The sequence below is a fragment of the Microbacterium saperdae genome, assembly GCF_006716345.1.
GTDB lineage: Bacteria > Actinomycetota > Actinomycetes > Actinomycetales > Microbacteriaceae > Microbacterium > Microbacterium saperdae.
In genome coordinates this window covers 2,979,144-3,004,554 of sequence record NZ_VFOX01000001.1, presented here as the reverse complement: position 1 = coordinate 3,004,554, position 25,411 = coordinate 2,979,144, and the positions used below count along the sequence as shown (strand labels likewise).

General features: G+C 65.2%; 35 protein-coding genes. 22 read left to right on the top strand and 13 right to left on the bottom strand.

From position 1 onward, the window contains the following. Window position 1 precedes the first annotated feature (1 nt). The 12 genes from FB560_RS14230 (at window position 2) to FB560_RS14175 (ending at window position 8,199) form a co-directional block, all read left to right on the top strand. Window positions 2-934: a hypothetical protein gene (locus FB560_RS14230; protein ID WP_141872981.1), complete on the top strand. Its 933-nt coding sequence runs from the start codon at window positions 2-4 to the stop codon at window positions 932-934. A gap of 3 nt (window positions 935-937) precedes the next feature. Next, complete coding sequence (locus FB560_RS14225; RefSeq protein WP_141872980.1) at window positions 938-1,681, top strand: M15 family metallopeptidase domain-containing protein; 744 nt, start codon at window positions 938-940, stop codon at window positions 1,679-1,681. A gap of 3 nt (window positions 1,682-1,684) precedes the next feature. Then, window positions 1,685-1,978, top strand: coding sequence for a hypothetical protein (locus FB560_RS14220; RefSeq protein ID WP_141872979.1), 294 nt, complete (start codon window positions 1,685-1,687; stop codon window positions 1,976-1,978). Then, window positions 1,971-2,594: a collagen-like protein gene (locus tag FB560_RS14215; protein WP_141872978.1), complete on the top strand. Its 624-nt coding sequence runs from the start codon at window positions 1,971-1,973 to the stop codon at window positions 2,592-2,594. The genes FB560_RS14220 and FB560_RS14215 overlap by 8 nt, the downstream gene beginning before the upstream one ends. After that, the gene (locus FB560_RS14210; protein ID WP_141872977.1) at window positions 2,591-2,974 is read left to right on the top strand and encodes a hypothetical protein; all 384 of its coding nucleotides are present in this window, start codon (window positions 2,591-2,593) and stop codon (window positions 2,972-2,974) included. The genes FB560_RS14215 and FB560_RS14210 overlap by 4 nt, the downstream gene beginning before the upstream one ends. Beyond that, window positions 2,974-3,450 (top strand): hypothetical protein, encoded by a 477-nt coding sequence (locus FB560_RS14205; protein ID WP_141872976.1) that lies wholly within the window; start codon window positions 2,974-2,976, stop codon window positions 3,448-3,450. Before FB560_RS14210 ends, FB560_RS14205 begins: the two co-directional genes overlap by 1 nt. A gap of 376 nt (window positions 3,451-3,826) precedes the next feature. Then, window positions 3,827-4,912 (top strand): polysaccharide deacetylase family protein, encoded by a 1,086-nt coding sequence (locus FB560_RS14200; RefSeq protein ID WP_141872975.1) that lies wholly within the window; start codon window positions 3,827-3,829, stop codon window positions 4,910-4,912. 10 nt (window positions 4,913-4,922) lie between these two features. Continuing rightward, a complete protein-coding gene (locus FB560_RS14195; protein ID WP_141872974.1) occupies window positions 4,923-5,231 on the top strand; it encodes a hypothetical protein in 309 nt (102 codons plus the stop codon). A 76-nt stretch (window positions 5,232-5,307) separates the two neighbouring features. Then, window positions 5,308-5,616 (top strand): hypothetical protein, encoded by a 309-nt coding sequence (locus FB560_RS14190; protein WP_141872973.1) that lies wholly within the window; start codon window positions 5,308-5,310, stop codon window positions 5,614-5,616. Between the two features lie 31 nt (window positions 5,617-5,647). Next, window positions 5,648-6,412, top strand: coding sequence for a hypothetical protein (locus tag FB560_RS14185; protein ID WP_141872972.1), 765 nt, complete (start codon window positions 5,648-5,650; stop codon window positions 6,410-6,412). Window positions 6,413-6,486: 74 nt separating this feature from the next. Then, entirely contained in the window at window positions 6,487-7,044 is a 558-nt protein-coding gene (locus FB560_RS14180; protein ID WP_141872971.1) for a hypothetical protein, read from the top strand. A gap of 258 nt (window positions 7,045-7,302) precedes the next feature. Then, window positions 7,303-8,199, top strand: a complete 897-nt coding sequence (locus tag FB560_RS14175) for a hypothetical protein (RefSeq protein WP_141872970.1) — start codon at window positions 7,303-7,305, stop codon at window positions 8,197-8,199. A 353-nt stretch (window positions 8,200-8,552) separates the two neighbouring features. Here FB560_RS14175 and FB560_RS14170 read toward each other — a convergent pair whose 3' ends face one another. Beyond that, entirely contained in the window at window positions 8,553-9,098 is a 546-nt protein-coding gene (locus FB560_RS14170) for a hypothetical protein (RefSeq protein WP_141872969.1), read from the bottom strand. Window positions 9,099-9,393: 295 nt separating this feature from the next. After that, window positions 9,394-9,687 carry a hypothetical protein gene (locus FB560_RS14165; RefSeq protein WP_141872968.1) on the bottom strand — a complete coding sequence of 98 codons (294 nt, stop codon included), beginning with the start codon at window positions 9,685-9,687 and terminating at the stop codon, window positions 9,394-9,396. 58 nt (window positions 9,688-9,745) lie between these two features. Here FB560_RS14165 and FB560_RS14160 point away from each other — a divergent pair, with 58 nt between their 5' ends. Beyond that, the gene (locus FB560_RS14160; protein WP_141872967.1) at window positions 9,746-9,958 is read left to right on the top strand and encodes a hypothetical protein; all 213 of its coding nucleotides are present in this window, start codon (window positions 9,746-9,748) and stop codon (window positions 9,956-9,958) included. Between the two features lie 11 nt (window positions 9,959-9,969). Here the strand turns inward: FB560_RS14160 and FB560_RS14155 are convergent, their stop codons facing one another. The 5 genes from FB560_RS14155 to FB560_RS14135 form a co-directional block, all read right to left on the bottom strand. Beyond that, window positions 9,970-10,290, bottom strand: coding sequence for a hypothetical protein (locus FB560_RS14155; RefSeq protein ID WP_141872966.1), 321 nt, complete (start codon window positions 10,288-10,290; stop codon window positions 9,970-9,972). Between the two features lie 106 nt (window positions 10,291-10,396). Continuing rightward, the gene (locus FB560_RS14150) at window positions 10,397-10,960 is read right to left on the bottom strand and encodes a hypothetical protein (RefSeq protein WP_141872965.1); all 564 of its coding nucleotides are present in this window, start codon (window positions 10,958-10,960) and stop codon (window positions 10,397-10,399) included. A gap of 166 nt (window positions 10,961-11,126) precedes the next feature. Beyond that, complete coding sequence (locus FB560_RS14145) at window positions 11,127-11,720, bottom strand: hypothetical protein (protein ID WP_141872964.1); 594 nt, start codon at window positions 11,718-11,720, stop codon at window positions 11,127-11,129. A gap of 40 nt (window positions 11,721-11,760) precedes the next feature. Further along, complete coding sequence (locus FB560_RS14140; RefSeq protein ID WP_170198140.1) at window positions 11,761-13,077, bottom strand: tyrosine-type recombinase/integrase; 1,317 nt, start codon at window positions 13,075-13,077, stop codon at window positions 11,761-11,763. A 20-nt stretch (window positions 13,078-13,097) separates the two neighbouring features. Next, window positions 13,098-13,946 (bottom strand): tyrosine-type recombinase/integrase, encoded by an 849-nt coding sequence (locus FB560_RS14135; protein WP_141872962.1) that lies wholly within the window; start codon window positions 13,944-13,946, stop codon window positions 13,098-13,100. A 447-nt stretch (window positions 13,947-14,393) separates the two neighbouring features. Here FB560_RS14135 and FB560_RS14130 point away from each other — a divergent pair, with 447 nt between their 5' ends. Then, the gene (locus FB560_RS14130; protein ID WP_170198139.1) at window positions 14,394-15,146 is read left to right on the top strand and encodes a hypothetical protein; all 753 of its coding nucleotides are present in this window, start codon (window positions 14,394-14,396) and stop codon (window positions 15,144-15,146) included. Window positions 15,147-15,528: 382 nt separating this feature from the next. Here FB560_RS14130 and FB560_RS14125 read toward each other — a convergent pair whose 3' ends face one another. From FB560_RS14125 to FB560_RS14110, 4 genes are read right to left on the bottom strand one after another with little or no spacing between them, the layout of a single operon-like run. Further along, the gene (locus FB560_RS14125; RefSeq protein WP_141872960.1) at window positions 15,529-16,608 is read right to left on the bottom strand and encodes a right-handed parallel beta-helix repeat-containing protein; all 1,080 of its coding nucleotides are present in this window, start codon (window positions 16,606-16,608) and stop codon (window positions 15,529-15,531) included. After that, window positions 16,605-16,940, bottom strand: a complete 336-nt coding sequence (locus tag FB560_RS14120; RefSeq protein ID WP_141872959.1) for a carboxymuconolactone decarboxylase family protein — start codon at window positions 16,938-16,940, stop codon at window positions 16,605-16,607. The genes FB560_RS14125 and FB560_RS14120 overlap by 4 nt, the downstream gene beginning before the upstream one ends. Next, window positions 16,937-17,347: a cupin domain-containing protein gene (locus FB560_RS14115; RefSeq protein ID WP_141872958.1), complete on the bottom strand. Its 411-nt coding sequence runs from the start codon at window positions 17,345-17,347 to the stop codon at window positions 16,937-16,939. Before FB560_RS14115 ends, FB560_RS14120 begins: the two co-directional genes overlap by 4 nt. Before the next feature lie 49 nt (window positions 17,348-17,396). After that, window positions 17,397-18,422 carry a zinc-binding dehydrogenase gene (locus FB560_RS14110; RefSeq protein WP_141872957.1) on the bottom strand — a complete coding sequence of 342 codons (1,026 nt, stop codon included), beginning with the start codon at window positions 18,420-18,422 and terminating at the stop codon, window positions 17,397-17,399. Between the two features lie 170 nt (window positions 18,423-18,592). Here FB560_RS14110 and FB560_RS14105 point away from each other — a divergent pair, with 170 nt between their 5' ends. The 6 genes from FB560_RS14105 (at window position 18,593) to FB560_RS14080 (ending at window position 21,908) form a co-directional block, all read left to right on the top strand. Then, window positions 18,593-19,483: a helix-turn-helix transcriptional regulator gene (locus FB560_RS14105; protein ID WP_141872956.1), complete on the top strand. Its 891-nt coding sequence runs from the start codon at window positions 18,593-18,595 to the stop codon at window positions 19,481-19,483. Window positions 19,484-19,605: 122 nt separating this feature from the next. Then, the gene (locus FB560_RS14100; RefSeq protein WP_141872955.1) at window positions 19,606-20,136 is read left to right on the top strand and encodes an Asp23/Gls24 family envelope stress response protein; all 531 of its coding nucleotides are present in this window, start codon (window positions 19,606-19,608) and stop codon (window positions 20,134-20,136) included. Next, a complete protein-coding gene (locus tag FB560_RS14095; protein WP_141872954.1) occupies window positions 20,133-20,321 on the top strand; it encodes a DUF2273 domain-containing protein in 189 nt (62 codons plus the stop codon). The genes FB560_RS14100 and FB560_RS14095 overlap by 4 nt, the downstream gene beginning before the upstream one ends. Continuing rightward, on the top strand, window positions 20,321-20,716 hold the full coding sequence (locus tag FB560_RS14090; protein WP_141872953.1) for a hypothetical protein: 396 nt from the start codon (window positions 20,321-20,323) through the stop codon (window positions 20,714-20,716). Before FB560_RS14095 ends, FB560_RS14090 begins: the two co-directional genes overlap by 1 nt. Further along, complete coding sequence (locus FB560_RS14085) at window positions 20,713-21,297, top strand: DUF6286 domain-containing protein (protein WP_141872952.1); 585 nt, start codon at window positions 20,713-20,715, stop codon at window positions 21,295-21,297. The genes FB560_RS14090 and FB560_RS14085 overlap by 4 nt, the downstream gene beginning before the upstream one ends. Next, window positions 21,294-21,908, top strand: a complete 615-nt coding sequence (locus FB560_RS14080; protein ID WP_141872951.1) for a hypothetical protein — start codon at window positions 21,294-21,296, stop codon at window positions 21,906-21,908. The genes FB560_RS14085 and FB560_RS14080 overlap by 4 nt, the downstream gene beginning before the upstream one ends. Window positions 21,909-21,973: 65 nt before the next feature. Here FB560_RS14080 and FB560_RS14075 read toward each other — a convergent pair whose 3' ends face one another. Further along, window positions 21,974-23,650 carry an MDR family MFS transporter gene (locus FB560_RS14075; protein WP_141872950.1) on the bottom strand — a complete coding sequence of 559 codons (1,677 nt, stop codon included), beginning with the start codon at window positions 23,648-23,650 and terminating at the stop codon, window positions 21,974-21,976. Continuing rightward, window positions 23,651-24,262, bottom strand: coding sequence for a TetR/AcrR family transcriptional regulator (locus FB560_RS14070; protein ID WP_141872949.1), 612 nt, complete (start codon window positions 24,260-24,262; stop codon window positions 23,651-23,653). A 176-nt stretch (window positions 24,263-24,438) separates the two neighbouring features. Here FB560_RS14070 and FB560_RS14065 point away from each other — a divergent pair, with 176 nt between their 5' ends. Together FB560_RS14065 and FB560_RS14060 are read left to right on the top strand one after the other, a co-directional pair. Then, window positions 24,439-24,861, top strand: a complete 423-nt coding sequence (locus tag FB560_RS14065; RefSeq protein WP_141872948.1) for an Asp23/Gls24 family envelope stress response protein — start codon at window positions 24,439-24,441, stop codon at window positions 24,859-24,861. A gap of 103 nt (window positions 24,862-24,964) precedes the next feature. Beyond that, the gene (locus FB560_RS14060; RefSeq protein WP_141872947.1) at window positions 24,965-25,138 is read left to right on the top strand and encodes a CsbD family protein; all 174 of its coding nucleotides are present in this window, start codon (window positions 24,965-24,967) and stop codon (window positions 25,136-25,138) included. Window positions 25,139-25,411 lie beyond the last annotated feature (273 nt).

Genomic DNA, 25,411 nt, shown 5'->3' with positions numbered 1-25,411 from the left:
GATGGGTGTCGACCACCTCGGCGGCGACGGGCTCGCGCAGCAGTTCGCGAAGATCTGGGCCGCGATCCGCGACATCTCGAAGGCGACTTTCCAGAACGCGTCGATCGGACGCGGCGGCCTTCGTGTCTACGGCGGCGGTTGGATCCGCATCGAGGACGGCGGGCTCGCTATCACCGGCACCCAGACGGTGTCCGGTCGCCTCGAAGGCAACGGGGTGCTCGACTGGGAGGGCACGGTCTACTTCCGCGGGCCGACCGGAGTGCAGGGCAACTTTGCAGTGTCGGGGGCAACGACACTCTCCGGCGCCGTCACCCTGAACAACAACCTGACCCTCGGGACGGGGCGCATCACTGCTGGCCCGATCACCATCGACCGGAACGGCAGCTACGGCGGTCGCATCTACTCGAGCGGCACCCTGCTGCTCGATGCGGCCACGAGCGTGGTGTCCGGTTCGTCGTTCCAGGCGATCGGCAGCATCTCTGCGATCGGGAACGTCACCGCCACGGGGAACATCTTCGCGGTGGGGGATATCGGCGGCGGCTCGAAGTCGTTCTGGATCGACCACCCGACGAAGCCCGGGAAGCACCTGCGGCACGGATCGCTCGAGGGGCCGGAGCACGGCGTCTACTACCGCGGGTCCGTCACGTTCGACGAGGACGGTGAAGCGACGTTCGCGCTCCCGGACTACTTCACCCCGCTGGTCTTGTCCGACGACGAGCCCACGGTGCAGGTCACGCCGATCGGACGGCCGTTCCTCGCTGGCGCTGAGCGTGTCGCTGAGGGCGCCGTGACGATCTACGGCGATCCGGGCCGCGAGGCGCACGTCACCGTGACCGCAGCGCGTGAACGGTTCGACATCGAGCCGGACAAGGTCGAGCCCGAACCGGTCGCGTGGCCGTGGCCACCGCCAGCACACGACGAAGACGAGGAGTGACACATGGGCGGCTTCACGAATGGGCGCTTCCCGCTCAGCATGCTCGTGCATCTCGGCGGGAAGATCTACCTCCCGGCTGGCACCGCGGCACGTTGGCGGTGGATGGTCGCTCAGGCTCTCGCGAAGTACGGCGTCCTGCTGTACGTCACCCCCGGGTGGAACGGGTACCGGCCATACGACATCCAGGTCGAGTACCGCCAGGAGCTCGGCAACTGGGCGGCGGTGCCTGGCTACTCGTCGCACGGACTGATCTACCGGGGGAAGACGGTAGCCGCGGTCGACGTCGCGAACTGGGCGGACCTCGCTCCGGGCAACACGGCGCTCGCATGGTCGCGATTCAAGGCCCTGTGCCGCCTCGCTGAATTCACGGTCGACTTCGTCACGCCGCAAGAGCTGTGGCACATCGGCGACTTCAACGACGTGTGGACCGTCCCCGGGTTCGCATCCCTCACACCCGCACCACCCCCCATCCCTCTACCGGAAGGCAAGACCATGGCTGACGTCAAGCAGATCCACTGGATGAAGGACGCGAAGACCGTCGGCGGTCGCGCGCTGATCATCCCCGGCACGGCCTGGGCGCTGCCCTTCGTCGAGTCGGGTAACACGTACGCGAACCGCACCGCGAAGCAGTTCGCGACAGGGGACAGCGAGGAGTACACCAAGAGCCTCTTCGACGCGTTCCTGTCGGCTGCTGCCCGATGCGCTCCCACCACGGTGCGCGTCGAAGTCGTAAACGCAGACGGCTGAGCGGTGGAGATCGTCGCAACGCTCGGCGGCTGGGGCGTTGCGCTCGTCATCGCGGTCATCGCGCTGCTGCCGAAGAAGGGCTCACTCGAGCACCAGATGATCGACCAGCAGCAGGAACGCATCGAGAAGCTCGAAGGCCGCCTGGACGCGCTCGAGCCCGCACTCGCCTGGTACCAGCGACGCGACGTCGCATGGGAACGCCGCGAGGCGCAACTGATGAGCGGCGCCGAGCGCGGCGAGTACCCACCCTGGCCGGCGCGCGTCGGCATTCTCGCGGAGGAGAAGAAGCATGACTGACACCGAGGCGCTGCTGAGCGCGTCTGTGCGTGAACGCCGACGCCTCGTGCTCGTGTTCTCCGTGCTGCTCGCGCTCGTCACGGGCGCGCTGACCCTCGGATGGGTCGGAGCGTGGAACGGCCGCGAGGCGTGGCACGAGCAGGCGATGACCTGGCAAGACCGGTACGTCGAGCTCTACGACGAGTTCACTGTCGCGACGGGCGAGGAACCCGACGCGCCGGAGCCGTCGATCGTCGCGAACCAGGGACCGCAGGGAGAGCCCGGCCAGCCTGGTCCTCCTGGGACGGTTGGGCCCGCGGGCAAGGACGGCGGCCGCGGCCTTCCTGGTGAAGCAGGGGAACCGGGAGCAGCCGGTGACAAGGGCGACGCCGGGGAGCCCGGACAGCCTGGCACCACAGGCACGCAGGGTGCGACGGGCACTCAAGGCCCGGTCGGTCCCACAGGCCCGCAGGGAGCAACCGGCGCGCAGGGTCCAGAGGGCCCCGCAGGACCGACCTGCCCCGACGGCTACACCGCGACCCTCGCCTGGGTCGCGATCTCCGACTCCGAGTTCGACATCCCCCGACAGCAGCAGGCGCTCGTCTGCATCCCCACACCATCAGGAGAGATCCCATGAACAAGATCTGGTTCCCGCTTCAGCGCGCCATCCGCACGGCCATCGCAGTCATCCTCGCGTCGGTGACGATCCTCGCGACCACGGCAGCCCTCGCCCCGCAGATCCTCACCGCGGTGCAGGACGTCCTCCCGGGCCCGGTGGTTGCCTGGCTCTCTGGCGCGATCGTCGGTCTCACGGCGATCAGCGCCGCCCTCTCGCGCGTCATGGCGATCCCCGCGGTCGACGCATGGCTGCGCAAGTTCGGCGCCGGCTCCGCCCCTCGAACAGCGATCGTCTACAACTTCGCAGACGGCAGCACGCAGGGCCTCACGCGCCGCGAGTGGCGTGCGTTCGTAGACGCGGGGTCGACCGCCCCGCACCCTGACACCAAGGAGGAGTGATGGCTGCCGTCACCGTGACGGGGAACGCGTGGGACCACACCGGTTCCCCGATCCCCGCAGCGAACCGCCCCGAGTTGTGGTTCCGCCCGCTCGCGAACGAGGTCACCGGTGACGCACTTCTCGCCGGAGTCGAAGCGAAAGCAACGATGAACCTCACCACCGGCGCGTTCACGGTGCAGCTCATCGCCGAACCGTGGATCCGATACCGGCCGGTCCTGCGATGGCTGATCAACCCGCTCGAGTCCAACACGGAGATGTGGGCGTGGGGATACGCCGAATGGGATTGGACCTTCAACCCGTTCCCGGACGGCGGTCCGATCGGGGAACTCGGCGGACCTGACCTGTCCATCTTCTCGGTGCTGGTGGGCCTAACCTACCCGCCCGGATACCGGGGCTGGTGGCTGTACTCGCCCGCTGAGGGTGAAGAGATGCCCCTCGACGACCCCGACATCGGGGACTTACGGATTGTGAGCTGACATGGCTGATGAGAAGACGATCACGAACCTCCGCGGGCCCGCCGCGCGCATCATCGAGCTGAGCGCGACAACGCTATCCCCAGGGTCGCCCGCGACTGCCGCGATGACCGGCCCGGATCAGGCCCGTAGGTTCGCTCTGGGTATCCCTTCTGGACCGCGTGGGGTGCCCGGGTTGGATGGCGTCGCAACAGATGCCGCTGTCGGGGAATTGGTGGGTACGTGGGCGGCTCGGGATACCAGCACGGGCCTCGCGGTCGCTCAAGCTCTCGAGACGGCAGTCAGCACGGTGGGCACCATCCCGCCGAAGTTGCCTCGCGGCCGCATCCTGTCCCGTTTCCAGCCCGGGCACACGTGGGCGAACAATGCGGGCGGATGGTTGCCTTTCACGGACATCGTCGCGCACGGCTCCCAGTCCTGGGGGTTCACGTCGACTGCCTCGGCGGCAGAGACTCACGTGACGCGCATGGAGTTCCTCACGCCGGTGAACATTATCGGCAAGTCGGTGTTGGTTCGCGCGTACATCGAAGACCCCACCAAGGTGTCGAACTTCTCCGTCACGATGGACTCCGGGGCGACAGGTAACAGCAACACCACGACGTTCGGGCCGCTGTCGGTGCGTGCTGTCGATGGCGGTAAGTGGTGGGACTTCCTGTTCGGATATGGGCAGGCGTTCGATCAGATCGGTTCGCCGGATCGCACGTCGATGAAGCGCATCGGGATCAGTATCCGCACCTCCGCGGTGATCAACTTCCGTGTCAACAGCGTCGAGCTCGTCAGCGCGACCGAAGCGCTGCCGACCGCGATGCAGAAAGTCGTCATCCTCGAATCCGATGACGGCGATGGCACGAACGCGCTCATGCACAGGGTGATGAGCGAGTACGGGGCCCGCGGGACGATCAACATGATCGCCGAGAACATGGACCGCCCAAACCGACTCACCTACGCACAGCTGAAGGCCTGGCAGCGGAACGATGGATGGGATGTGCAGGCTCACGCCTACTACCTCACGACCCAGAACTTCCTCGCGCTCACCCCAGAACAGCTCGACGAGGAACTCGCATTGCTGCGCGCTTGGTGCCGCCGCTACGGGTTTCAGGGCGACTTCGTCATCTACCCGCAGGGTGGGTTCAACGACACCGTGCGCGCGATCGCGGCGAAGTACTTCCGGGGCGGTCGGACGGTGTACACGACCCCGGTGACAGTGCCGGGTGTGCGCCCGTACGCGATCGCGTCAATGTCGGTGCAGAACACGCACACCGTCGCGAACGTCACCGCCTACATGGACCAGGTCGTCAACAGCGGCGGCGCGGCCCACATCGTCTTCCATCACTGGGTGGAGGGCGACGCGCCCGCCGGCGACCCGATCGGCTGGGGAACGAACCAGCTGCGTTCGATCATCGAACACGGCATCGCACAGGGGTACACCTTCGCTACGTACAGCGAGGTCTATGGCGCACGATGAAAGGAACAACATGATCACCCTGCCCAGCGAAGAACACTGGATCGACCGCGACGTCGTCACCATCCCGGAGCCGGTGTGGCGGAACAGCGACGGCGACGAGTACATCGACGACCGTGCCGCCGACCCCGATGACGTGCAGGTCGGCCACCGCGACATCATCGTCGTGACCGGCACCCTCCAAGGTTCGTACCCGGAACTCGGCGACATCGAACCCGACGAAGAGGGCACGCTCTCCACCCGAGCGAACCGGACGTTTGTTGAGCCGCTCACATACTCGAGGCCTCCACAATCCCAAGCCGATACAGCAGGCGGGGAGTAATGATCGCGCCCCGCGTGGTCATAGACCTGAATGTGATCGACGGGACGGGGAGACGGTTGTTCTTTTGGGTGATGTCGTGGGAGACCAGCTCAGTGGGGGAGGCGCTGTGATCGCGTATGAGCCCGAAACTGGCGTCGCCGGAAACGCCAGAGTCGTGTCGATTCGCCCTGACCGCGACGTCGCCTTCCTTCGAGTCGACTGGGCGTCGATCGCCTCAGAAGCAGTTGTCGACGCCCAGTCCCCGCTCGAAATGCTTCGTCAGATCGTTCGGGGTATCGACAGCGACGATGCCAGCGGCGAGGGATGGTGGGAGACGTCGGCGGGTGCGGAGTTCGGTGCCGAGAAATTGCGTCAACTCGAGATTCTGGTCTCGTCGCTCGTCTGACCGGAAACGTGCGTGGCGCTAGATTATGCGCATGGGGGATCAGACACGTGAGGAGCTTGAGCAGCATCTCGTCGACACGCTCGAGTTCATGCAGGCCGCAAACGAGCGCTTCGATGCAGGTCGAGTGCAGTGGGCCAAGCAGCTAGCCGTCCATATTCGTCTGCTGGTGCATCACACGAAAAACTCGCACGCGCTTCTCGAGCAGCTCGACGTGCGTACGCGGTGGGGGTGGCTAGACGCAGCGAGCGACATCAATCCCCGCAACCTCGCGGCGACGCCGGGTCCGGTTGCGATGAGCATCGAGCAACCCGCCGAAGGGCAGCCGCTGATCGTCAACTATCAGCCAGACCTCGGATCTGTTCCGTCCGGGCCAGGCCGCAGATTGCGACGCTTCCCGGGCTGGTGGCAACGCCCCATCGTGCGCGACCTCTACAAGAATGAATTCACCCGCGAGGAGATCGTGCTCGCGGTCGCCAACAAAGACGGCGGTGCACACGTCGATCGCCGGCTTCCCGCTCGTCTGGACAACCTCAAGAACGGCGCATCTCTGGGACACCTCGCGTCGCTCGACTCTGACGGCAACATGCAGTTCGGCGTCCACGCGAACCTGGTTGAAACCGACACACCGGTGCCCGCGCTCGATAGCGAGCTGGGAATCGATCTTGTCCGTCAATCACCAATCCCGGCGCTCATTCGCCAGTTCAGCTACGAGGTGATTGAGACCGTCCGAGAGCGCGCGCCCGAGATATTCGCCCGCGTCCCTTTGGACGGCGAGCCCGAACCAGCAACTGAGTAATTGAAAGACCCCACCCAGTCTCCTCAGGGAGACGCTGGGTGGGGTCTTTTCGATGTTCTCGCTACGCTCGCGGCATGGACATATCGCTCATCAACGTCTTCGCGCAACAGATCATCACGCAAGCCCACGTCGCACTGCACGGCCGCGCGATCATGCACACACCTGCTGCACGCGCGAACGGAGCTGAACTGTGGCTCGGCGCGCAGCTGTTCTTGACCGGTAGTGGCAACATCGCGAAGGCGTTCTGGGGATCTGGGCGCGCGAAGGGGAAGCGGGCCGCAGAGCGTGCCGCGCTCCGCGAAGCACTTGGAGTTGCGGACGGCTCGGCCCTCGAAGACGTCACTCTGAGGAACAAGTTCGAGCACTTCGACGAGGCGATAGATGAGTGGTGGGGGAAGTCGACAAACCACAATTTCCTGGACCAGATGGCGTTCGCCCCTCACACAGTGCGGGGGCTCGAACCGATCGAGATGTTCAGGATGTATGACCCAGAGGCTGACGTTCTCTACTTCTGGGGCGAAGAGTTCCCGCTTAGGCACATCGAACGAGAGATCCGAGCGATTCTTGAAACAGCTCTGGCCTTCCGGCCGGGCCCCGGCATCTGGGTACTCGGCGAAGGTCGTTCTGAGTGATCCAGCACAGCATCGGATCAGGTCACTCTCAATCGTCGAGCAAGACGACGTTGCCCCATTCCCAGCGCCGGCATGTCTGGTCCTCGGCACCGGACTCGATGCCCTGCCGCCGGTAACAATCTCGACTGGCGCGACATCACCATCCGCCCGCTGCGACACAGAGACCTCCACTCAGCCTTCGGGCTGGGTGGAGGTCTCCCCTGCGGGGGAGTTGCGATATCGCTAGGGTCTCACTGTGGACGACGAAACGAAGGAGCCGTGAACGGGGGCGGCGAGGGGCAGCTGTCGCGGGATGAGTTGCGAGCTGGTGTGTCCAGCCTAAGTCGGCGCCTGGATAAGCACCTTCGCACGTGGGACGAAGGCGACGGTGACGCAGTCTTCGACGTCGCCGCCGTCACGCGCACACTCCTATCAAACGGCCGCGGCGACAAAGCGCTCGCCCGCTTATGCTCTCAGGAGCGTCTCGCTCCACCCAAGATCCATGTCGACTATCAGATTCCGCGCGAGGCGGAGGTGCGCTTCTCCTTCGGAGGCTTCCCCGCTGATCCGGATGGCATCATGACGCGCACGGGGTGGATCGGCACGATAGACCCGGGATTCGGGGTGCTCAGAGATGGCACCGCCGACCAGATGCCCCAATCATGGCGCGGTCCGGGAGAGATTGACGTATTTCGATGGCTGACGACGCCCTTCGTATCAATCAAGCTCCCCACTCAGAGACACCGCGAGGTGACGTGGGAGAAGCTCGTCTCGTCTTTCGGGAACGCCTACGGAGCGCATCTCGGGGTGGGGCACCCGGAAGAGCTCTCGCAGATCCGTCTGCTGTCAGGGCATGGTCGCAGCCTGGCTGAGCATGCGCTGTGGCTGTCCGCAAGCGTCGCCCTCAATGCCCTGGCTGAGCTATTGCCGCAGATCGGTGAGCAGCCGCCGCGGCGAAGGAAGTACGAGCACCCCGTGGCCTCGCTCCGGTCCGTGGTGATGATGAGTAACGAATCCGCAGCGTGGCAGCACTTCGCTGTCTCGCTCGGGTCCGGGCTCGGGAAGGCGGAGCTACTCCGGACCCCCTTTGCCGACAAGATGCTGATCGTCAACGCTGAAAGGACCGTGGGCATCGACGGGACGGTTAGCGACGTCGTATCCGGTTCCTACTCGTAGCGGTGACGGGGCTCGAACCCGCGTGGCCGACTCTGGTGTCTCCACCCACTCCCCGCTGAAAGACGGTTCACCGCTCGCGAACAGGTTAACACCGGGCCCGCGCCGAGCCTAGGAGCCTGTGTCGTGGGCGCTGTCACCCGCGGGTCGTACCTCGTACACCTGGGCTACGCCGAGGTCGGTGTCGATGACCTCGTCGGTCACAGTGGCGATGAACCCGCCGGCGACGGGGACAGTGCTGCCGAGGCCGGGGTTCCCTCTGCCCGTGGTGACGATCGATACGTCGGCGTGACGTGCGCTCGTTCCGGCGGTCTTCGCCTACCCCACCTGTTCACAAGGTCTCGGGGAAACTGCAGCTAGGGCACAGGTGTCTCGTTGGCATCAACAAGAGTGATTCCGGGTCGAACAGCGAGCTTCGGATGCCCCATCCAGTCGCGCCCGACGATATGCAGCTCTGGGAACTGCTCTTGGTACATCCTGGCGACGCGAGCGTTCTGTGCAGCGATGACGAAGTCGCTCCCAATCAACGGTCGGACCCAGTCTTTGACCGCCTGACGCATTGCCGGCGCTGACTTCGCGCCGAACGTGCGCCCATGGTTGCGGAGGGAGAGCGATCGCCGCCGGCGGAACACCGCATCAACGCAGACTTCCGCATCGTTGGACAGCAGCACCCGCCGGTTCGGGTCGAGCAGCCTGAAGACATTCAGCCCCACCAGTACAACGCCTGCCCCGCCTGCGCATACGGCGACGAAGAACGCTGCCAACCAGAGCGCTGCACGCCAATCCAGAAGTGAGAGAATGCCGAGCGCGAACGCGAGAAACGAGAGTGACGCGATCGTCGACCATCTGAGAGGCTTCGACTTCCAGACGAGGAGCACCTGGACCGACAGCGTGATCAGCATCAAGGGCCAGTAGTCTCGCCATGAAGCGACTCTGCATCCTGCAGGAACGGAATCGGGGAGAACCGCCATTACCGAGACTCCCGATAGGTGTTCAGATCAGGTCCATCGAACTCGGCGGGCATCTCGACATCACGAGCCTGTTGCACGTGGCCGCACTCCGGGCACTTCCACCCGCCGCGGATGTCCCGCATGACCACGTCATCATCAGGGCAATGGGGCTGCGTCCCCTCAAGCTCATCCATGCGGAGAGCCTAGACCTTCACTCATCGTCAGCGATGCGTCGCATGATTGGCTCTCAGGTTACGAGCAAGGCGCCGATGGCTCCAGCTGCTGTGACGATCAGTGCTGAATGGCCGAAGAGCTTCAAGTAATCCTGCCGGGTGGCATTCTTCGTGCCGTCCGCGAAGGCTAGCAACACGGCCCCAACGAGTCCGAGAAATGCGCTGACAAGGCCCGTGGACACGTTGGGGAACCAGTTGCCGAGAGTTGCAAGCACGATCAAGAGCCCCAGCCCTCCCGCGACCGCGATCGTGACCGTAAGCCACAGCCTCGAGATGTCGGTTGATTGATGGGGTGATTGATCAGCCATGCGAGCCACCATATCGACGCCACGCACTCGAAGGTCCCTGGTTCGCTAGGTTCGAGCTATGGAACTCGAATCGGCCGTCGCAGTCACCTGGATCGTCAGCATCCTTGTCTGGGCGCTGGCAGCGTTCGTCGCCCTATTCCTGAGCTACCTCGTCATTCGCTTAGGTGTATTCCATGGGCTGCGCGCACACACGCGCTGGGTAGACGAGGGGAAGGACCGCCACCAGGACACCGTGGAGCCGTACCGGCTCCGCGAGGATCACCGACGCTGAATCGCCTCGCGTTAGCGAACTGGATCCTCAACAAGCACGACGGCGTTCCCCCACACCCAGCAGCGGAACGTCTGGTTGCCGGCGCTGAACTCGATCCCGGCCGCGAGGGGAGTGGAGCGGACGAGTGCGGCCTCGACGCGGATCGATTCAGGGCCGAATCGCACCCACGCGCGCACTCGCTTCGGGCGCGGGTACATCGTCATCGGCTGCTCGGCGCGGTCCAGCTCGCGATCGGTGAGCGACTGTAGCGGCCCGTGCTTCGCGGCGGCGAGGATGTCCCCGTGCTGCGCGTAGCGATCGTAGAGCGGCGCGAGTCGCTTACTGGTACCCAAAGCCGGTGAACGTCCTTTCCCCGGCCGAGAGAGATTCGATTCTACGTCTCGTCACCGACGTTGATCTCGGCATCCGAGTAGACGGTGGAGCGCTACGCCGGGATCATCACGCAGAGGACTCCGGCGCCTCGTCTTCCGCGTAGTGGGTGATCTCCGGCGGTAGCTTTCCCGCGATGATCAGAGTCGACGTCACCTCCTGGGCGTTCCAGAGCCGGATCGCCCGACGCGCGAAAAAGCGGTAGTCCATGGCCTCAAGTTGACTGAGATAGTTCATCGACGGGGAGGAGATCGCGTCTAGGGCGCTCTCGATCCACTGTCGCAGCTCTGAATCCTCCTCGGTGGTCGCGTACAACTCCACCTGAGCCAGAGCTTCAGCGCGCGTCCTGACCATCTCCGAATCGACGTCACCCCAGGTCTCGGGGTGCGTGTTATTGCGCTCGGCGAACTGCTCCGCTGCCGAGACCGCCCGCATCATCGCCATAGCGACTTGAGCGCGCTCTTCTTGCTCCTTCTGAGCGACCTCACGCTCACGGTGTAGCTCTTCGCGGTGGGCAGCTTCCGTTGCAATCGTCGTCGCCTTCCGACCATTCGCGTACGCCAGCCAAGCTAAGAATCCGGTTACCACAACGGACACGACCGTGATCCAAACCATCCACCAGTCAGCAGTCATTCCGACAGCATCCCAGAGAGCAGGCACTTCCCGCCGCGCGTGACCAAATTCAGACGATGAGTTTGACATAGCTCGTTGCTGTTCGTGGGGGCGTGACCTCGGCCCTGGACGCAAGAAGAGTTCCCAGCCGAGAGGCTGACGGCCTGCTGTCTGGTCTTGGCGAGGATCAGTACCCGAGTAGAGACTTTTCCGGCATCGAACCGTCAGCGAACTCCGCCTTTGCTGCTTCCTCACCGATCGACCGGTAGTAGGTGATGAGCCTTGCGCCGTACTCGGGCAGTGCCTCTGTGCCCTTGATGTGCTGGTTGCAGTATGCGAACGTCCCCGCTGCGTAGAGCGTCACGTTGTTCTTATCGGCGAAGATCGCATCGTCGCCCGCGTCAGGCACCGTTTCGAGCATCGGCACCTGTCCGCGCCCGGCATTCAAGTTGTCGCACGCGGCATGGGCGAGGTCGATCTTCTCCGCGTCGCTCATGGAACGCAGCGGCTCACGTGCGCGCGCGTCACTGGTCATGTTTAGGGCTGCCTGATCGGGGTAGAAAGCTGCACAGATCGGGTCGTTCGCGTTCCCCGGATCGCACACCTCTCCGGCGGCAGTGATGTCGCGTGGCGGCGCCGAGGGTGTGGGGGCCGGCTCCGGTGCACTGGTTACTACAGCCCGAGACTGCGGCGACTCTGCGTCAACGGGCTGTGCGCAACTGGTCAACGTAAGTAGAAGCACCGCGACGACAGCGGTGAGGTAGACGGGCCGTGTCTGCATGCGCTCAGTGTAGGGCGGCCGGCGATTGCTCGCAGGGCTTCTAGACGTCCTCGAGCGGCACCGAGCCCTCTCGTTCGAGGCGGGCTCTGTAACTAGCTGCGGACTCTTCCACCCATTCTTCGTTGAAGCCGATCGTCGGAGAATCCCGAAGGTCCAGGTTCGAGAAGGCGTTGGTCACTTTGTCCAGGCGGAGGTCGGTGGCCCAACGTGTTCCGGCGAGCGCAGCGGCTGCCTCGTCTACGGTTGGTGGCCACACGGCCTCTGCGGTGCGGGCGTCCAGCATCATCTGCGTGCGGAGCACTTGCAGGATGAGCAGACAGCTTCCACACACTGGGGCGTTGATGAACTCTTGGGGTGGGGTGTTCGACGGTTGGGGGACGGCCCGACGATCGCAGAGTGAACGATCGTCGGGCATGTAGAGATGCCGTGTTTTGGGCTCGTTCACGTTGCTGGTCCTGCCTTTCGGCGTGTTGCGCGTCTGACGCGCGCCGGTGCGTTGAGCGCGAGAGCGTGGCCCTGTGAGGCTCGTCGGTACGCGGACAGCAGGGAGGGTGAGGAGCGCATCCGTGATCGCGTCGTCGCCAACTCGCACGTACTTCTCGACCGACTGCGTATCGCTGTGCCGCATCGCTGCCGCGACCACGATCGTCGGCGTGCCGGCCGCGATCATCTCGGTCGCGAACCATGCCCGCATCTGGTGTGGACGGTGGGGGATACCAGCACGCTTGAAAGCCTTGGAGAGGACGTTCGAGACGTTCGCTGCGGTCACGTGCTCGCCTGTACGCGTCGGGGACGGGAAGAACCAGCCCTCCGTCCGCCACGTCTGCAGGTGCTCCCACACGACCGGGTGGATCGGGCGCCATACTTCCTTGCCGCCCTTCGCCTCCACGGACAGGATGCGCTGGTTACGCCAGTCGACCGACGAGCCGGACACCGCCGCGATCTCCGCCGCGCGCATGCCCTGGTACGAGTACAGCAGCACCCACATGCGGGTGCGCCGGTAGATCCCCGAGCCGAGGATCATCTCAATGTCCTCGGTCGTCACCGGGTCCGGCTCCGACTTCGGCACGCGCACCTTCGGCAGCCGGGCGGCCGGGTTGTCGAGCCTGAACTCTTCCTCCTGCATCCAGGTGAAGAACCCGTACATCAGCGACTTGTAGTGCGATCGCGTCGACGCGGCGATGTTCGGCCGTCCCAGGTCTGCGATCAGCGTGTGCCGGTCGACGGTCAGGAGCGTCTTTCCAGTGCGTTTGAGCATCCCCTTGAACACGTACTGGCGCTCTCTGATGCTCTTGCTGGTAGAGCCGGCAGCGAGTTGGTGCGAAGACCACAGGGCTAGGAGCGCGGAATCGCTCATGGCGTCTGCACTGGTCGCGTTCATCGTCCAGACCGGACGGGTACGGAGCGTGAGGGAAGAACCGCGAGTGCGGCTCGTCGATCGTCATCCAAGACCTGAGCGTAGAGCTGCGTTGTCTGCAACGACTCGTGGCGCATCAGTTCCTGCACAGCACGGATATTCGCCCCGCCTCGCACGAGCTCAGTCCCGAAAGCATGGCGAAGCGAGTGGCCGGTAAGAGTGGTGTCGGATATTCCGGCACGCTGCCTCGCGAGCCTCAACAGATCGCTCACCGAGCGTCCGCGGATGTGCCCGTCGTGGCCTCTCCGTGCCGGGAACCACCATCCGGTCGGCATTGTCGATGCTAGCGATTCGATGACTGAGTGCAGAGGAAGGTAGTCCGTACGTCCTCCCTTGCCGGTGACCTTCAGAGTCCCAGATCTGAGATCGACATCGCCTGAGTGCACAGCAGCGATCTCAGATACGCGAAGCCCCTGATAGGCCGCGAGCAGAATCATCGCTCGGGTGCGCTTGTAAGCCCCTGTGGTCAGGAGCAGATCGATCTGTGCCTGAGTGTAGGGACGAGGCCGCTTAGGCGGAACGCGAACGTAGGGAAGGCTCTCGGTGGGGTTGTCGTTGCGCAGGCGATCGACCTGGAGGTAGTTGAAGAACGCGATGAAGATCGCCCGCATCGCTGCCCGCGTCGCTGGACTGATGGTCTGACGCCCGAGATCTCGACGCAGATCTCGGATCGTCGCGTCAAGAAGTGCCACGTTTTGTCGGCGAGCGAAGGCTCGCAACGCCGATTGCCTCGATCTGATCGTGTTCGGTGCGAGGCCGGCCGCCCGCTGGTAGTCAGAGAATGCTTCGAGTAGTTCTTGGTCGTTCATATCGCGATGCTTCCTACCTTTCGCTGCGAGCCTAGAGAAAGTGGCCCCGGGGCACGCGCGATCCGTTCTACGCGGTTCATGGAGAGGACCTGCTTGAATGCGATCGCTCAGCTATTTACCCGCTCGGACTCCTCGGCTTCTCCGCTGACTCGAACACAGAGAAGACCGACGTGGCCAAGTACGCTCCAGAGTATGTCCGCAACTGCTCCCTCGGTCCCGAACGTAGCCCCTGCAGACGTTGCAGCGTGGATCGCGCTCGCGCTCTCTGTACTCGGACTCCTCGTGACGGTTCTCTTGCGCTATCTCGACGGCCCACGAGCGCGCGTGCGCTTGCGAGCTGTCTTGCTCAATGTGGGGCTCGGTGGGACAGTCACGTATAACACCGGCACCTGGCCAATTCCCGGATCGCACCCTGCGAGGGAGCAAGGGCTACCGGATCGCGGAGACGTGATCGAGCTCGCTGAGATCGTTGTGGAGAACATCGGACGGCATCCCATGACGGTCTACGACGTGGGCTTCACCTGGCGAGGGAAGCGGAGAACGAGGTGGGGCCGGCGGCTGAGACACTACTCGGTTCCCACACCGATCACCCCGCAGCGAGAGGACGATATGAAGTATGCCAAGGGGGACCGGTTCCGACTTGAGCCCGCGGATATGGTGACGCTGCTGGTGGACTACTGGAGTGTTGTCCGGTCGAGCCGACCCAACCGAAGTGGACACGTCAAGCTGCGGGCTTCGGTTCTCATCGCTGGCCGCCGCCGTACGAAACGCTCGCGACTGAAGCTGGCATGGGTGATACCAGATGCGGCGCAGACAGCGGTCGATGGCCTCGAGACGGTTCCACTCCGCTCGGTCATCGCGGCAACTACGGCTCGAGTGATCTTGTACGCAACTGACGAGCGGCTCGGGAATATCGGCTACTTCGCGAGAGATCTCGAGGGACGGATTGCGGGAGCGTGGCCAGCCGATTGGGCTGGTCGGAGGGCAGCGATTGAAGCGGTCATGGATGACGAGGACACAATGCACTTTGTCCCGTACCAGGATGCGCGAATGCTCAAGACGTCCGTCCTGATCGCGCTGATATCGGATATCGAGGCACGTAAGGCTGACATCGACTGGAGCGACATTCTCACTCCGGCTCCAGCGCAAGATGCAGTTCAAACGCGGGACGATGATCCCGCGTCTGAGGTGCCGATCTAGTCATCAGTCGCTGTCACCCCTGCGCGGACGGGGCTGATGTACGTCCTGCTTCTATAGGTGCAGCTGACCCAGCAGGATTCCGCTTTTACCCCGCACAATCGCTGAACGTATCCGAGGCTCGCTGATACTCTCGGATAGCATGATTCCGGGAGAATCTGACCTGCTGATACTCCGCAGTAACCCACGATTTCACCGGAAACCCAATCGTGAGGTCGCGGGTTCAAGCCCCGCTCCTGCTACAGATGTGAAAGCCCCGGTTCGCCGGGGCTTTTCTGTATCCTCGACGACTCCTCCCGATCCGGCTCCTCGACATCACGCGGCCCGGAGCCTCTGTCGGAGACACGCAGACGGTTCCGCCCGCGTGCCCCCGACAGCGCGGTGGCTACCTGATCGAGTAGCCCGAGACCGCAGGGCCGACCCACACGTCATCTCGTGGCGCCTGCGCCTGGGTCACGTCGAGGTTTCGTACGTCGATGTCGGTCGTATTCTCGATCCCGAGCATCGCCGTCGGCGCGGAGCTCCGCGGGTTGTTCGCCGTCTCCACGATGGTCGTGTTGCGCACGTCGACGTCCTGGGCTCCGCCGATGTAGATCCCGAAGCGGGGTGGATCCTCCAGGTGATTCGACCGGAAGGTGAGGGAGCCGTGCGCCTGGGACGATCCCGGCTCGTACACGGCGTTGAAGTTCTGCACCATGATCGCTGCGGACGCGGACGGCCATCCCGTGAGCGTGCGGTCCAGGCAGGGGCGCGCGATCGAGTTGTTCGCGAACACCACGTCGTGCACACCGACCGGGCCTTCGCGGTAGCCCGAGTTGTTTCCGACCCACATGCCCCAGTGAGCCAGATCCGTGAGAGTGTTCTTCCGCACTCGGCCTTCGCTCGCTCGGATGCAGATGCCGAGACCGCGATTCTCCGAGATCGTGTTCTCCGCGACGTCGAATCCGGATGCGGCGTAGTCGAGGTTGTAGATCTCGTCGCCGGCCTGCAGCCCGGGGATCGGGGCGCTCAGGTACACGGTCAGGGGACCTCCGGACAGCTCATCGCCCACGACGTTCGTGACGGTGGCCGTTCCGCGTACCGCTCCTGTCGCCGGCAGATACGCCTGAAGTCGGTCGCCGACCGCCACATGCATCGGACCGTCGCCGAGCAGCAGCGAGAGGTCAGCCGCGACGGCTCCTCCCGCCAGGCGGGCCTTGGAGTAGATGTTGATGCCGTCATCATGCATGCTCTGGAGGCGGTTGCGCAGCAGTCGGGGACCGACCCGGCCGCCGGGGTTGTGGATGCCATCCGCGTTCGCGCTGATCCATCGCGTGCTGTTCGGCGTGATCGCCACCGAGCACTCGCTGATGAGCGTCTCCTCGCACTCCGCGGCGATCACGGCAGCGCCGGGTGCGGCGTGGATCGTGACTTCCTTCAGACTGACCTCCTCGCTGCGCCATCCCGCGGCGCGCGGGCCCCTCACTCCGATGCGCTGTCGCCCTTCTCGGCGAAGACCGCACGCGCGACCTCGATGGCGGCCATGGCGCGCGGCCAGCCCGTGTAGAACGCGAGGTGCGTGATCACCTCGACGAGCTCTTCCTCCGTCGCGCCGTTGTCGCGCGCGAAGGCGAGGTGGAAGCCCAATTGTTCGACGGCGCCGATCGCGACCAGGGCGGAGACGGTGACCAGGCTGCGATCGCGTGGCGAGAGCTCGGGGCGTGCCCAGACCTCGTCGAAGAGCACCGTGTCGGTGTAGTGCGCAAGCGCGGGGGCGATGTCGCCGACGGATTCCTGTCCGCCCGTCCACCCGGTCACGCCGTCACCTGACCGTCGTACTCGGCGTCGGTGATGTGCTCTTTCCACACGGTGGTGGTGGCCGGGTCGTCACCGCTCTCGAGCATCGCGATGTGCTCCATGAAGCATCCGTCCGCTGCCGCATGCCAGTGGTCCTGCCCTGGCGGGGTGTACAGCGTCTGCCCCGCGTGCACCTCGATGATCTCTCCGTCACGGGTGCCGAAGCGGGCGATGCCCTGCGTGACGCGCAGGTATTGTCCCCGCGCATGCGAATGCCAGGCTGTGCGGGCGCCCGGCGCGAACTTCACGATCGCGACGGACATCCGCTGATCGCGCTCGTGCGGAACGGCGATCATGTCGACCCAGACGTCACCGGCGAACTGCTCCGGAGGGTTCTTGACAGTGGGCTGGACGGGTTCGACGTGCATGGGGTTCTCCTTGTTCGACGGGCGGATGGATGCTCACGGGGCTGCGGGCTCAGTCGGTGGTGAGCAGCACCTTGGTGGCGCGGCGCTCGTCCATGGCCCGGTAGCCGGCGGCCGCTTCCTCGATCGGGAGAGTGAGGTCGAACACGATCCCCGGATCGATCTGGTCCGTCATGATCAACTCGATCAGCTCCGGCAGGAAGCGGCGCACGGGTGCCGGGCCGCCGAGCAGGCTCACGGTCGAGAAGAACAGGTCCAGTCCGTCCAGCTCGACACCGTGGCTCACGCCGACGTAGCCGACGTGACCGCCGGGGCGCGTGGCGTGGATGGCCTGCATCATCGACTCCTGCGTGCCGACGGCCTCCACGGTGGAGTGCGCGCCGTAGCCGCCCGTGAGCTCCTTGATCTTCGCGACGCCCGCTTCTCCGCGCTCCTCGACGATGTCGGTGGCGCCGAACTTCGTCGCGAGGGCTTGGCGTTCCGGGTGACGCGACATCGCGATGATCCGGGTGGCGCCGAGTTGCGCTGCGGCGAGGATCGCGAGGAGTCCCACGGCCCCGTCCCCGACGACGGCGACGGTCTTGCCCGGGCCCGCCTCGGCGGCGACGGCGGCGAACCATCCGGTGCCCAGCACATCGGACGCGGCCAGAAGGCTGCGCTTCTGCGCCTCGCTCGGGTCGCCCTTCACCGCGACCAGGGTTCCGTCGGCGAGAGGGATGCGCGCGTAGTCGGACTGGGTGCCGACCGAGCCCATCATGACCTGGTGGATGCACCGTGAAGGGAACCCCGCCTGACAGATCTCGCAGGTGTTGTCCGAGGCGACGAACGAGCCGACCACGAGATCGCCGACACGGATGTCACGCACCTCGGCGCCGATCTCCTCGACGATGCCGATGTACTCGTGGCCCATCGGGGTCGGAGCGTTCACCGGCTCGATCCCGCGATACGGCCACAGATCGGACCCGCAGATGCAGGTGGCGGTGACACGGATGATCGCATCTGTCGGCGCGACGATCACGGGCTTGTCGACTTCATCGACCCGGACGTCGCCGGGCGCGTGCATGATGACTCCACGCATGGTGGTTCTCCTCACCGTCTGGGGTGACCACTGCGAACGAGATCCGCCGAGCGGCTCGTGGTGGTCATGGCATCCAGGCTCTCTCCGATCTTGCGCACGGGGGAGTCCCTGCTGAGACGTGTACTGGGAGGGCCTCCCTCCGCGCACCCGTGCCGGGTAACGTCCTGCACATGGACAATCGAGCCGAGGTCCGCGAGTTCCTGATGAGTCGTCGCGCCCACGTCACCCCGCACGCGGCAGGGCTCACGGCCGGGGCGAACCGTCGCGTGGAAGGCCTGCGTCGCAGCGAGGTCGCCGCGCTCGCCGGAGTCAGCGTGGAGTATTACGCCAAGCTCGAGCGGGGTGCGATCGCCGGAGCATCCGCCTCGGTGCTCGATGCGGTCTCGACGGCGCTGCAACTCGACGATGCCGAGCGCGCCCACCTCCTGGACCTTGCACGCGCGGCCGACGGCATTCCGTCGAGCGGCCGCTCGCGTCGGCGCGCCACGAAGCCGGGCGCTCCGCGGGCGAGCCTGCAATGGGCGCTGTCGTCGATCACCGACGCGGTCGCGTTCGTGCGGGACCCTCGCCAGAACCTGCTGGCGACGAACGAGCTCGGCCGCGCGTTCTACTCCCCGGTGATCGGCGACGGTGGGCGTACGCCGAACCTCGCCCGGTTCCAGTTCCTCGATCCGGTCGCACACGACTTCTACCCGGACTGGGACCTGTTCGCGGAGATGTGCGTCGCGATCATGCGCGCCGAAGCGGGAAGGGACCCGCACGACAAGGGTCTGCAGGATCTGGTCGGTGAGCTGTCCACCCGCAGCGAGACGTTCCGACGGCTGTGGGCAGCGCATGACGTGCGCACGCACGGCGCGGGCACGAAGCGCTTCCACCACCCGGTCGTGGGAGAGCTGACCCTCGCCTACGAAGAGCTCGCGATCACGGCGGAGCCGGGCAACGTTCTCATGATCTACACCGCCGAGCCGGCATCGCCGTCGGCAGAGCGCCTCGGGCTCCTGGCATCCTGGGCGGCCGAGCAGCCGCAGTCTCTCCGGACCTACGACGACACGATCGGCTGATCCGCCGCGAGAACTGTTTTGTGACGAATCTCCCGCTCCGACCGTCTTAGTCACGAGCGAGGAGATCGCTCCTGGCCGACGCCGCAGGGCGCGGTCGGACACTCATCGAGACAGGACTCGTCATGGCAACCCAGGACCAGAACACCCCCACCACTCCCGCAGAATCGGAGCTCGCTCAGGCCACGCCGAAGACGGCCGCGCCGAAGCAGGCCGCGGCATCGCGTGTGGACCGCTCATCCGCTTTCTCCACGTCGCGGGTTCCCGCTGATGAGAACGCCGCGGGCAAGACGGTCATCGCCGACGGCGTGGTGGCCAAGATCGCCGGTATCGCCGCCCGTGAGGTTCCCGGCGTCTACGCACTCGGCGGCGGCGGAGCACGAGCCTTCGGTGCGATCCGCGACGTCATCAACGCCACCGACCTCGCTCAGGGCGTCAAGGTCGAGGTCGGCGAGACCCAGGCCGCGGCTGACCTGACCATCGTGGTCGAGTACCCGGCCCCCGTGCAGGAAGTCGCCGGCAACGTGCGCGCTGCTGTGGCCGGTGCGATCAGCCGCCTGGTCGGGCTCGAGGTCGTCGAAGTCAACGTCGAGGTCAACGACGTGCACGTCCCGGGTGACGACAACGACACCGAAGAGGAGTCGCGAGTCTCATGAGCCCCACCACCACCGGCGCCCTGATCGGCGCCCTCCTCGCCCTGGCGGCACTGCTGTTCGGGTTCTGGGGATTCCTCCTCATGGCCCTGTTCGCGGGTATCGGAGCGCTCGTCGGTCGCATCGCCTCGGGCAAGATCGACGTGCGCGGTCTCGCTGATGCCTTCACCGGGCGGCGTACCTCCTGATGCGCGCCGACCAGCACATCATCGCCGGTGGTGCCCCTGCCGGGGTCACCACCGGCGGGGTCACCATCCCCGGCCGCATCGACGTGAAGGACCGCGTGTACCGCACGGTCACCGAGCAGGCGTCAGCGACGTTGATCGGTGTGCCTCGCGGTGACGTGAAGGTCGATGTCACCGAGCATCCGGGCGGCATCGCCGTCCGTATCGCCAGCCCGCTTCCCATCCCCGACCTGGACGACACCGCGGCGATCACGCAGATCGTGCCGGTACTCGATCGGGCCCGTCAGCTGCAGGAGCAGTTGCAGCAGCGTCTGACGGTTCTGCTCGGGCGTGATGTCAACCGGATCAACCTGACCATCACCGGCGCCACCACCCCGATAAGGAGACGAGTGCAATGAGTACTCCCGTGCTGCGTCGCGTCGTGCGACGCGAGACGCACTCACCTCGGACGGTCGCGGTCTTCGTCGCCGTGATCCTCCTGATCCTCGCGCTCGCCTACATCGGCCTGGAGATCGTGCTGTACCTGGCCGCGCAGCCCGCGCTGCTCGTCGGTCCTGTCGCCGGGTGGGGATGGCTGGTCGGCCTGCCGACGGCTCAGCCCGCGGGTCTCGTGATCGCCGGGAGCGTTGTTCTGGCTCTGATCGGTCTGGTGTTCATCTGGCTCGCCGTGATGCCGGGACGGCTGTCCAAGCACACCCTCGAGGCCGGAGGCCGCGCCGTCGTGGTCGACAACGGCGTCATCGCGAGTGCGCTCGCCCAGCACCTCTCCGAGGAGATCGGGATCGCGCGGGAGAACATCACCGTCGGTGTCGGTCACCGCAGCGTCGACGTGACCGTCCGCCCGGGGGCGGGTGTCCCGCTGGACCAGAGCAGCGTGCAGTCGGCTGCGGAGGCCGAGCTCGGGTCCTACCGACTGTCCCGGCCCGTGCGCACCCGCGTCCGCATCGAACGCCCCACCGAGAGAGAAGAAGAGCTGTGAACAACACGAACCGTGCACTCAACCGCACACTGTTGCTGATCATCGGGCTGCTGTTCCTCGGTCTGGGAGCGATCGGGATCGCGATCATGTCGTGGCCCACCGCCACCGATACCTGGAAGTCCGCCGGCACGGACGCGCAGTCCTGGCTCGACCAGGCGTTCGCGTCGACCCGGATCGCCGGCAGTCAGATCAGCTGGATCGCGGTCGGGGGTGTCGCCGCGATCGTCGTGATCATCGTCCTGCTGATCCTCGCGCTCACCAGCGTGGCCGGTCATCGTTCGAAGACGGTGCTCCGCTCCTCCGGTGCGCAGAATCCCCTCGGTCGTGTCACGGTGACGGAGTCGTTCGTGTCGGATGCCGTGAAGAACTCGCTCGCCACGCGCGACGAGATCCTCTCGACCCAGGTCACGGCGAACGACATCCGCCGAGAGCCGGTGCTGCACGTCGCGGTCACTCCGCGGCAGAACACCGACCCGCGGGTGCTCATCGACCATGTCGATCGCCTGCTGGCCAACCTCGCCACGCTGACCGGTCGAGAGACCGAGACCTACATCTCGATCCACACGGGTCTGCGCGCACGGCTCGCGCAGGATCAGCGTCGACTTTCCTGAGCCGCAGCCTCCCTCTGATCGAATGAAAGAAGCCCCGGCCTCCCAGGCCGGGGCTTCTTTCTGCGTCAGCGTGACGTCGGAACGCTCCCGGTGTCGCGCTTCTCGCTGTCGGGATCCGCGGAGGCGACATGCGCGTTCACGCCCTGGCCGCGCATCTCGGCTTCCAGGCGCTCCGCCTCCTCACCGCTGATGGCCTCACCGCGGGCCACGAGTCCGGCCTGATCCGACAGGGGGATCTGCTTGAGGAACAGAGACAGCACGAACGCGAGCACGATGAACGGCACGAGGTACCAGAACACCGGCGCCAGCGCGTCGGCGTAGGCGGTGACGATGCCCTCCCGCACCTCGTCGGGCAGCGAGCTGAGCGTCGAGGGGTCGATCGTCGAAGCGGCCTGTGACGCGGCATCCGGCGAGGCGCCCGCGTCGGAGAACACCCCGAGCAGGTTCTCGGTCAGGCGTGTCGTGAAGATCGTGCCGAACACGGCGGTGCCCAGAGATGCGCCCACCTCGCGGAAGTAGTTGTTCGTGCTGGTCGCGGTGCCGATCTCGTTCGAGGGCACCGCGTTCTGCACGACCAGCACCACGACCTGCATGATCAGGCCGAGTCCGGCGCCGAACACGAAGAGGAACACGCAGATCAGCCAGATCGGTGTGGCCGCCGAGAGCGTCGTCATCGAGATCATCGCGATACCGGTGAGGATCGTGCCGACGATGGGGTAGATCTTGTACTTGCCGGTCTTCGAGATCGCGATACCCGAGAAGATCGAGGTGCCGATCAGGCCCACCATCATCGGGATCATCAGCAGCCCGGATGCCGCTGCGGAGGTGCCGGACGACATCTGCAGGAACGTCGGCACGAAGCCGATCGCCGCGAACATGCCGATGCCGAGCACGAGCCCGATCGCGGTGGCGTTGATGAAGATCGGGTTGCGGAACAGGCTGAGCGGGATGATCGGATCCTGCACCCGCGATTCCGTGATCACGAAGGCCGTCGCTGCGACGACGAGTCCGGCGCCCCAGGCCCAGGTGGCGAGGGAGTCCCAGCCGAACTCCTTGTCACCGCCGAAGTCGGTGAAGAAGATGAGGCAGGTGGTGGCGATCGAGAGGAAGATCACGCCGAAGATGTCGATCGGCTTCTGTGCCTTCTTGCTCGGCAGGTTCAGGGCGACCAGCGCGATGATGAACGCCGCGATACCGACCGGGATGTTGATGTAGAACGCCCACTGCCACGTCAGGTGGTCGACGAAGAACCCGCCGAGGAGCGGTCCGGCGACGGCCGAGAGGCCGAACACCGCGCCGAGGGGTCCCATGTACTTGCCGCGCTCGTTGGCGGGCACGATGTCGGCGATGATCGCCTGCGAGAGGATCATGAGGCCGCCGCCGCCCAGGCCCTGCAGTGCGCGGAACACCACGAACATCCAGAAGTCGGTCGCGAACGCGCAACCGACCGAGGCCAGGGTGAACAGGGCGATCGCGATCAGGAAGAGGTTGCGTCGTCCGAGGACGTCGCCGAACTTGCCGTAGATCGGCATCACGATCGTGGTGGCGAGCAGGTAGGCGGTGGTGATCCATACCTGGTGGTCCACGCCGCCGAGCTGACCCACGATCGTGGGCATCGCGGTCGAGACGATGGTCTGGTCGAGGCTGGAGAGCAGCATGCCCGCGATGAGGGCGCTGAAGATGATCCAGATGCGGCGCTTGGTGAGCAGGAACGGCGCATCCTTGGTGGCGGTGGCGGACATTCAGTGGTCTTTCTGTGACAGTGCGTAGGCGGAGCGGGCGATGTCGAGTCGACGGGAGAGGAGGTCCCCGAAGGGCTCGGTGGACTGGTGGTGCAGGAGCTGATCCATGCAGAGGCGCACGAGGGCGCCGACGGTGTGGACGATGACCTCGGCGCGCAGTTCCGCGTCGGGTCCGCTCTCGGGCCGCTGCGTGATCAGGGCCATGTCGCGTCGTTCGTTCTTGGCCAGCTGCTCGAAGGCGGCCTTGAGCAGTCGCGGTTCCTGCTCGATCACGGCGAAGAGGGCGGGGGCGTCGTCGAGCGGGTTGAAGAGGTCGAAGCGACGGACCGTCAGTTCGATGAAGTCGTCGAGCAGATCGCCGTCCTGGGCGCAGAAGGCTGCTTCGAGCTGCTCCTGGCGGGAGTCGATCACGGCGAAGCCGAAGACGGCGTTCTCCTTGCTCTCGAAGTAGTTGAAGAAGGTGCGGCGGGAGACTCCGACCTCGGCGCACAGTTCCTCGATCGTGAAGCCGGCGAAGCCGCGTTCCGTCGTCAGCGTGCGTGCGGTCTCGGTGAGGGAACGCGAGGTCTCTCGTTTGCGCTGCTCGCGCAATGAATCTGCACTGTCGTTCATAGAGTGCAATTGTGCACTCTGAACCTAAGAGTGCACTGTGAGCCCTTCGGAATCGGATGCGCAGAAAAAGTACGAACGATTCTGTGACGAATCCGGTACGCGATACGTCTTAGGGGTGTCGATCGAAAACGACCGCACTCGGCACCGGATGCGGCGCACAGACGAAGGAGATCAGCATGGCGAACGCGGCAGGCGGCATTCAGGTCCAGGCAACGCAGGTTCCTGCGACCGGGAAGACGACGATCGAAGACGGCGTCGTCGCCAAGATCGCGGGTATCGCTGCGCGTGAAGTGCCCGGCGTCTACGCGCTCGGCGGGGGAGCGGCGCGCGTCGTCGGTGCCATCAGGGACGCGCTCAACACCACCGACCTCTCGCAGGGCATCACCGTCGAGGTCGGCGAGACGCAGGTGGCTGTCGACGTGACGATCGTCGCCGAGTACCCCGTGGCTCTGCAGAAGGTCGCCGACGACGTGCGGGCGGCCATCCACAGCGTGATGGTCGAACTCGTCGGCATGGACGTCGTCGAGATCAACGTCACCATCAACGACGTGCACATCCCCGCGGATGACGACGATGTTGCGGTGGAGTCGCGCGTCTGACGCATCCGCGACACGCACGTACGAAAACAGGCTTCCTGCGGCACCGACCGCGGGAGAGTATTCGGAACCGAAATCCGGGACCGAACGGAGGAAGGAAGAAACCATGAGCGCTGAAGACAAGATCAAGGCCGCTGCAGAGAAGATCTCCGGCAAGGCCAAGGAGGCCGTCGGCAACGTCACCAACGACGACAAGCTCGTCGCCGAGGGCAAGGCCGAGCAGACCAAGGGCAACGTCCGCGATGCTGCCGAGAACGTGAAGGACGCGTTCAAGAAGTAAGCGGAACTCGGGGGAGGGGAGCTGTGCACCCCTCCCCCTCCACCCTCGAAAGGACACAGCAATGGGATTCTTCGCGTTCCTGATTCTCGGACTCCTGGCCGTCGGCGGCGCGCTCGCGGTACGGCTCGTCTACGGTGTGACCACCGGCCGTCGTTCTCGGGCGTGAGAAGGCGCACGCAATGGAGCGGCGTGAAGGCGACAGGGGATCGAGAACCCGATCCGATGTCGTCGCCGCTCCGAATCTCCTCAGGGATCCGTACGAGGGAGTGAGTA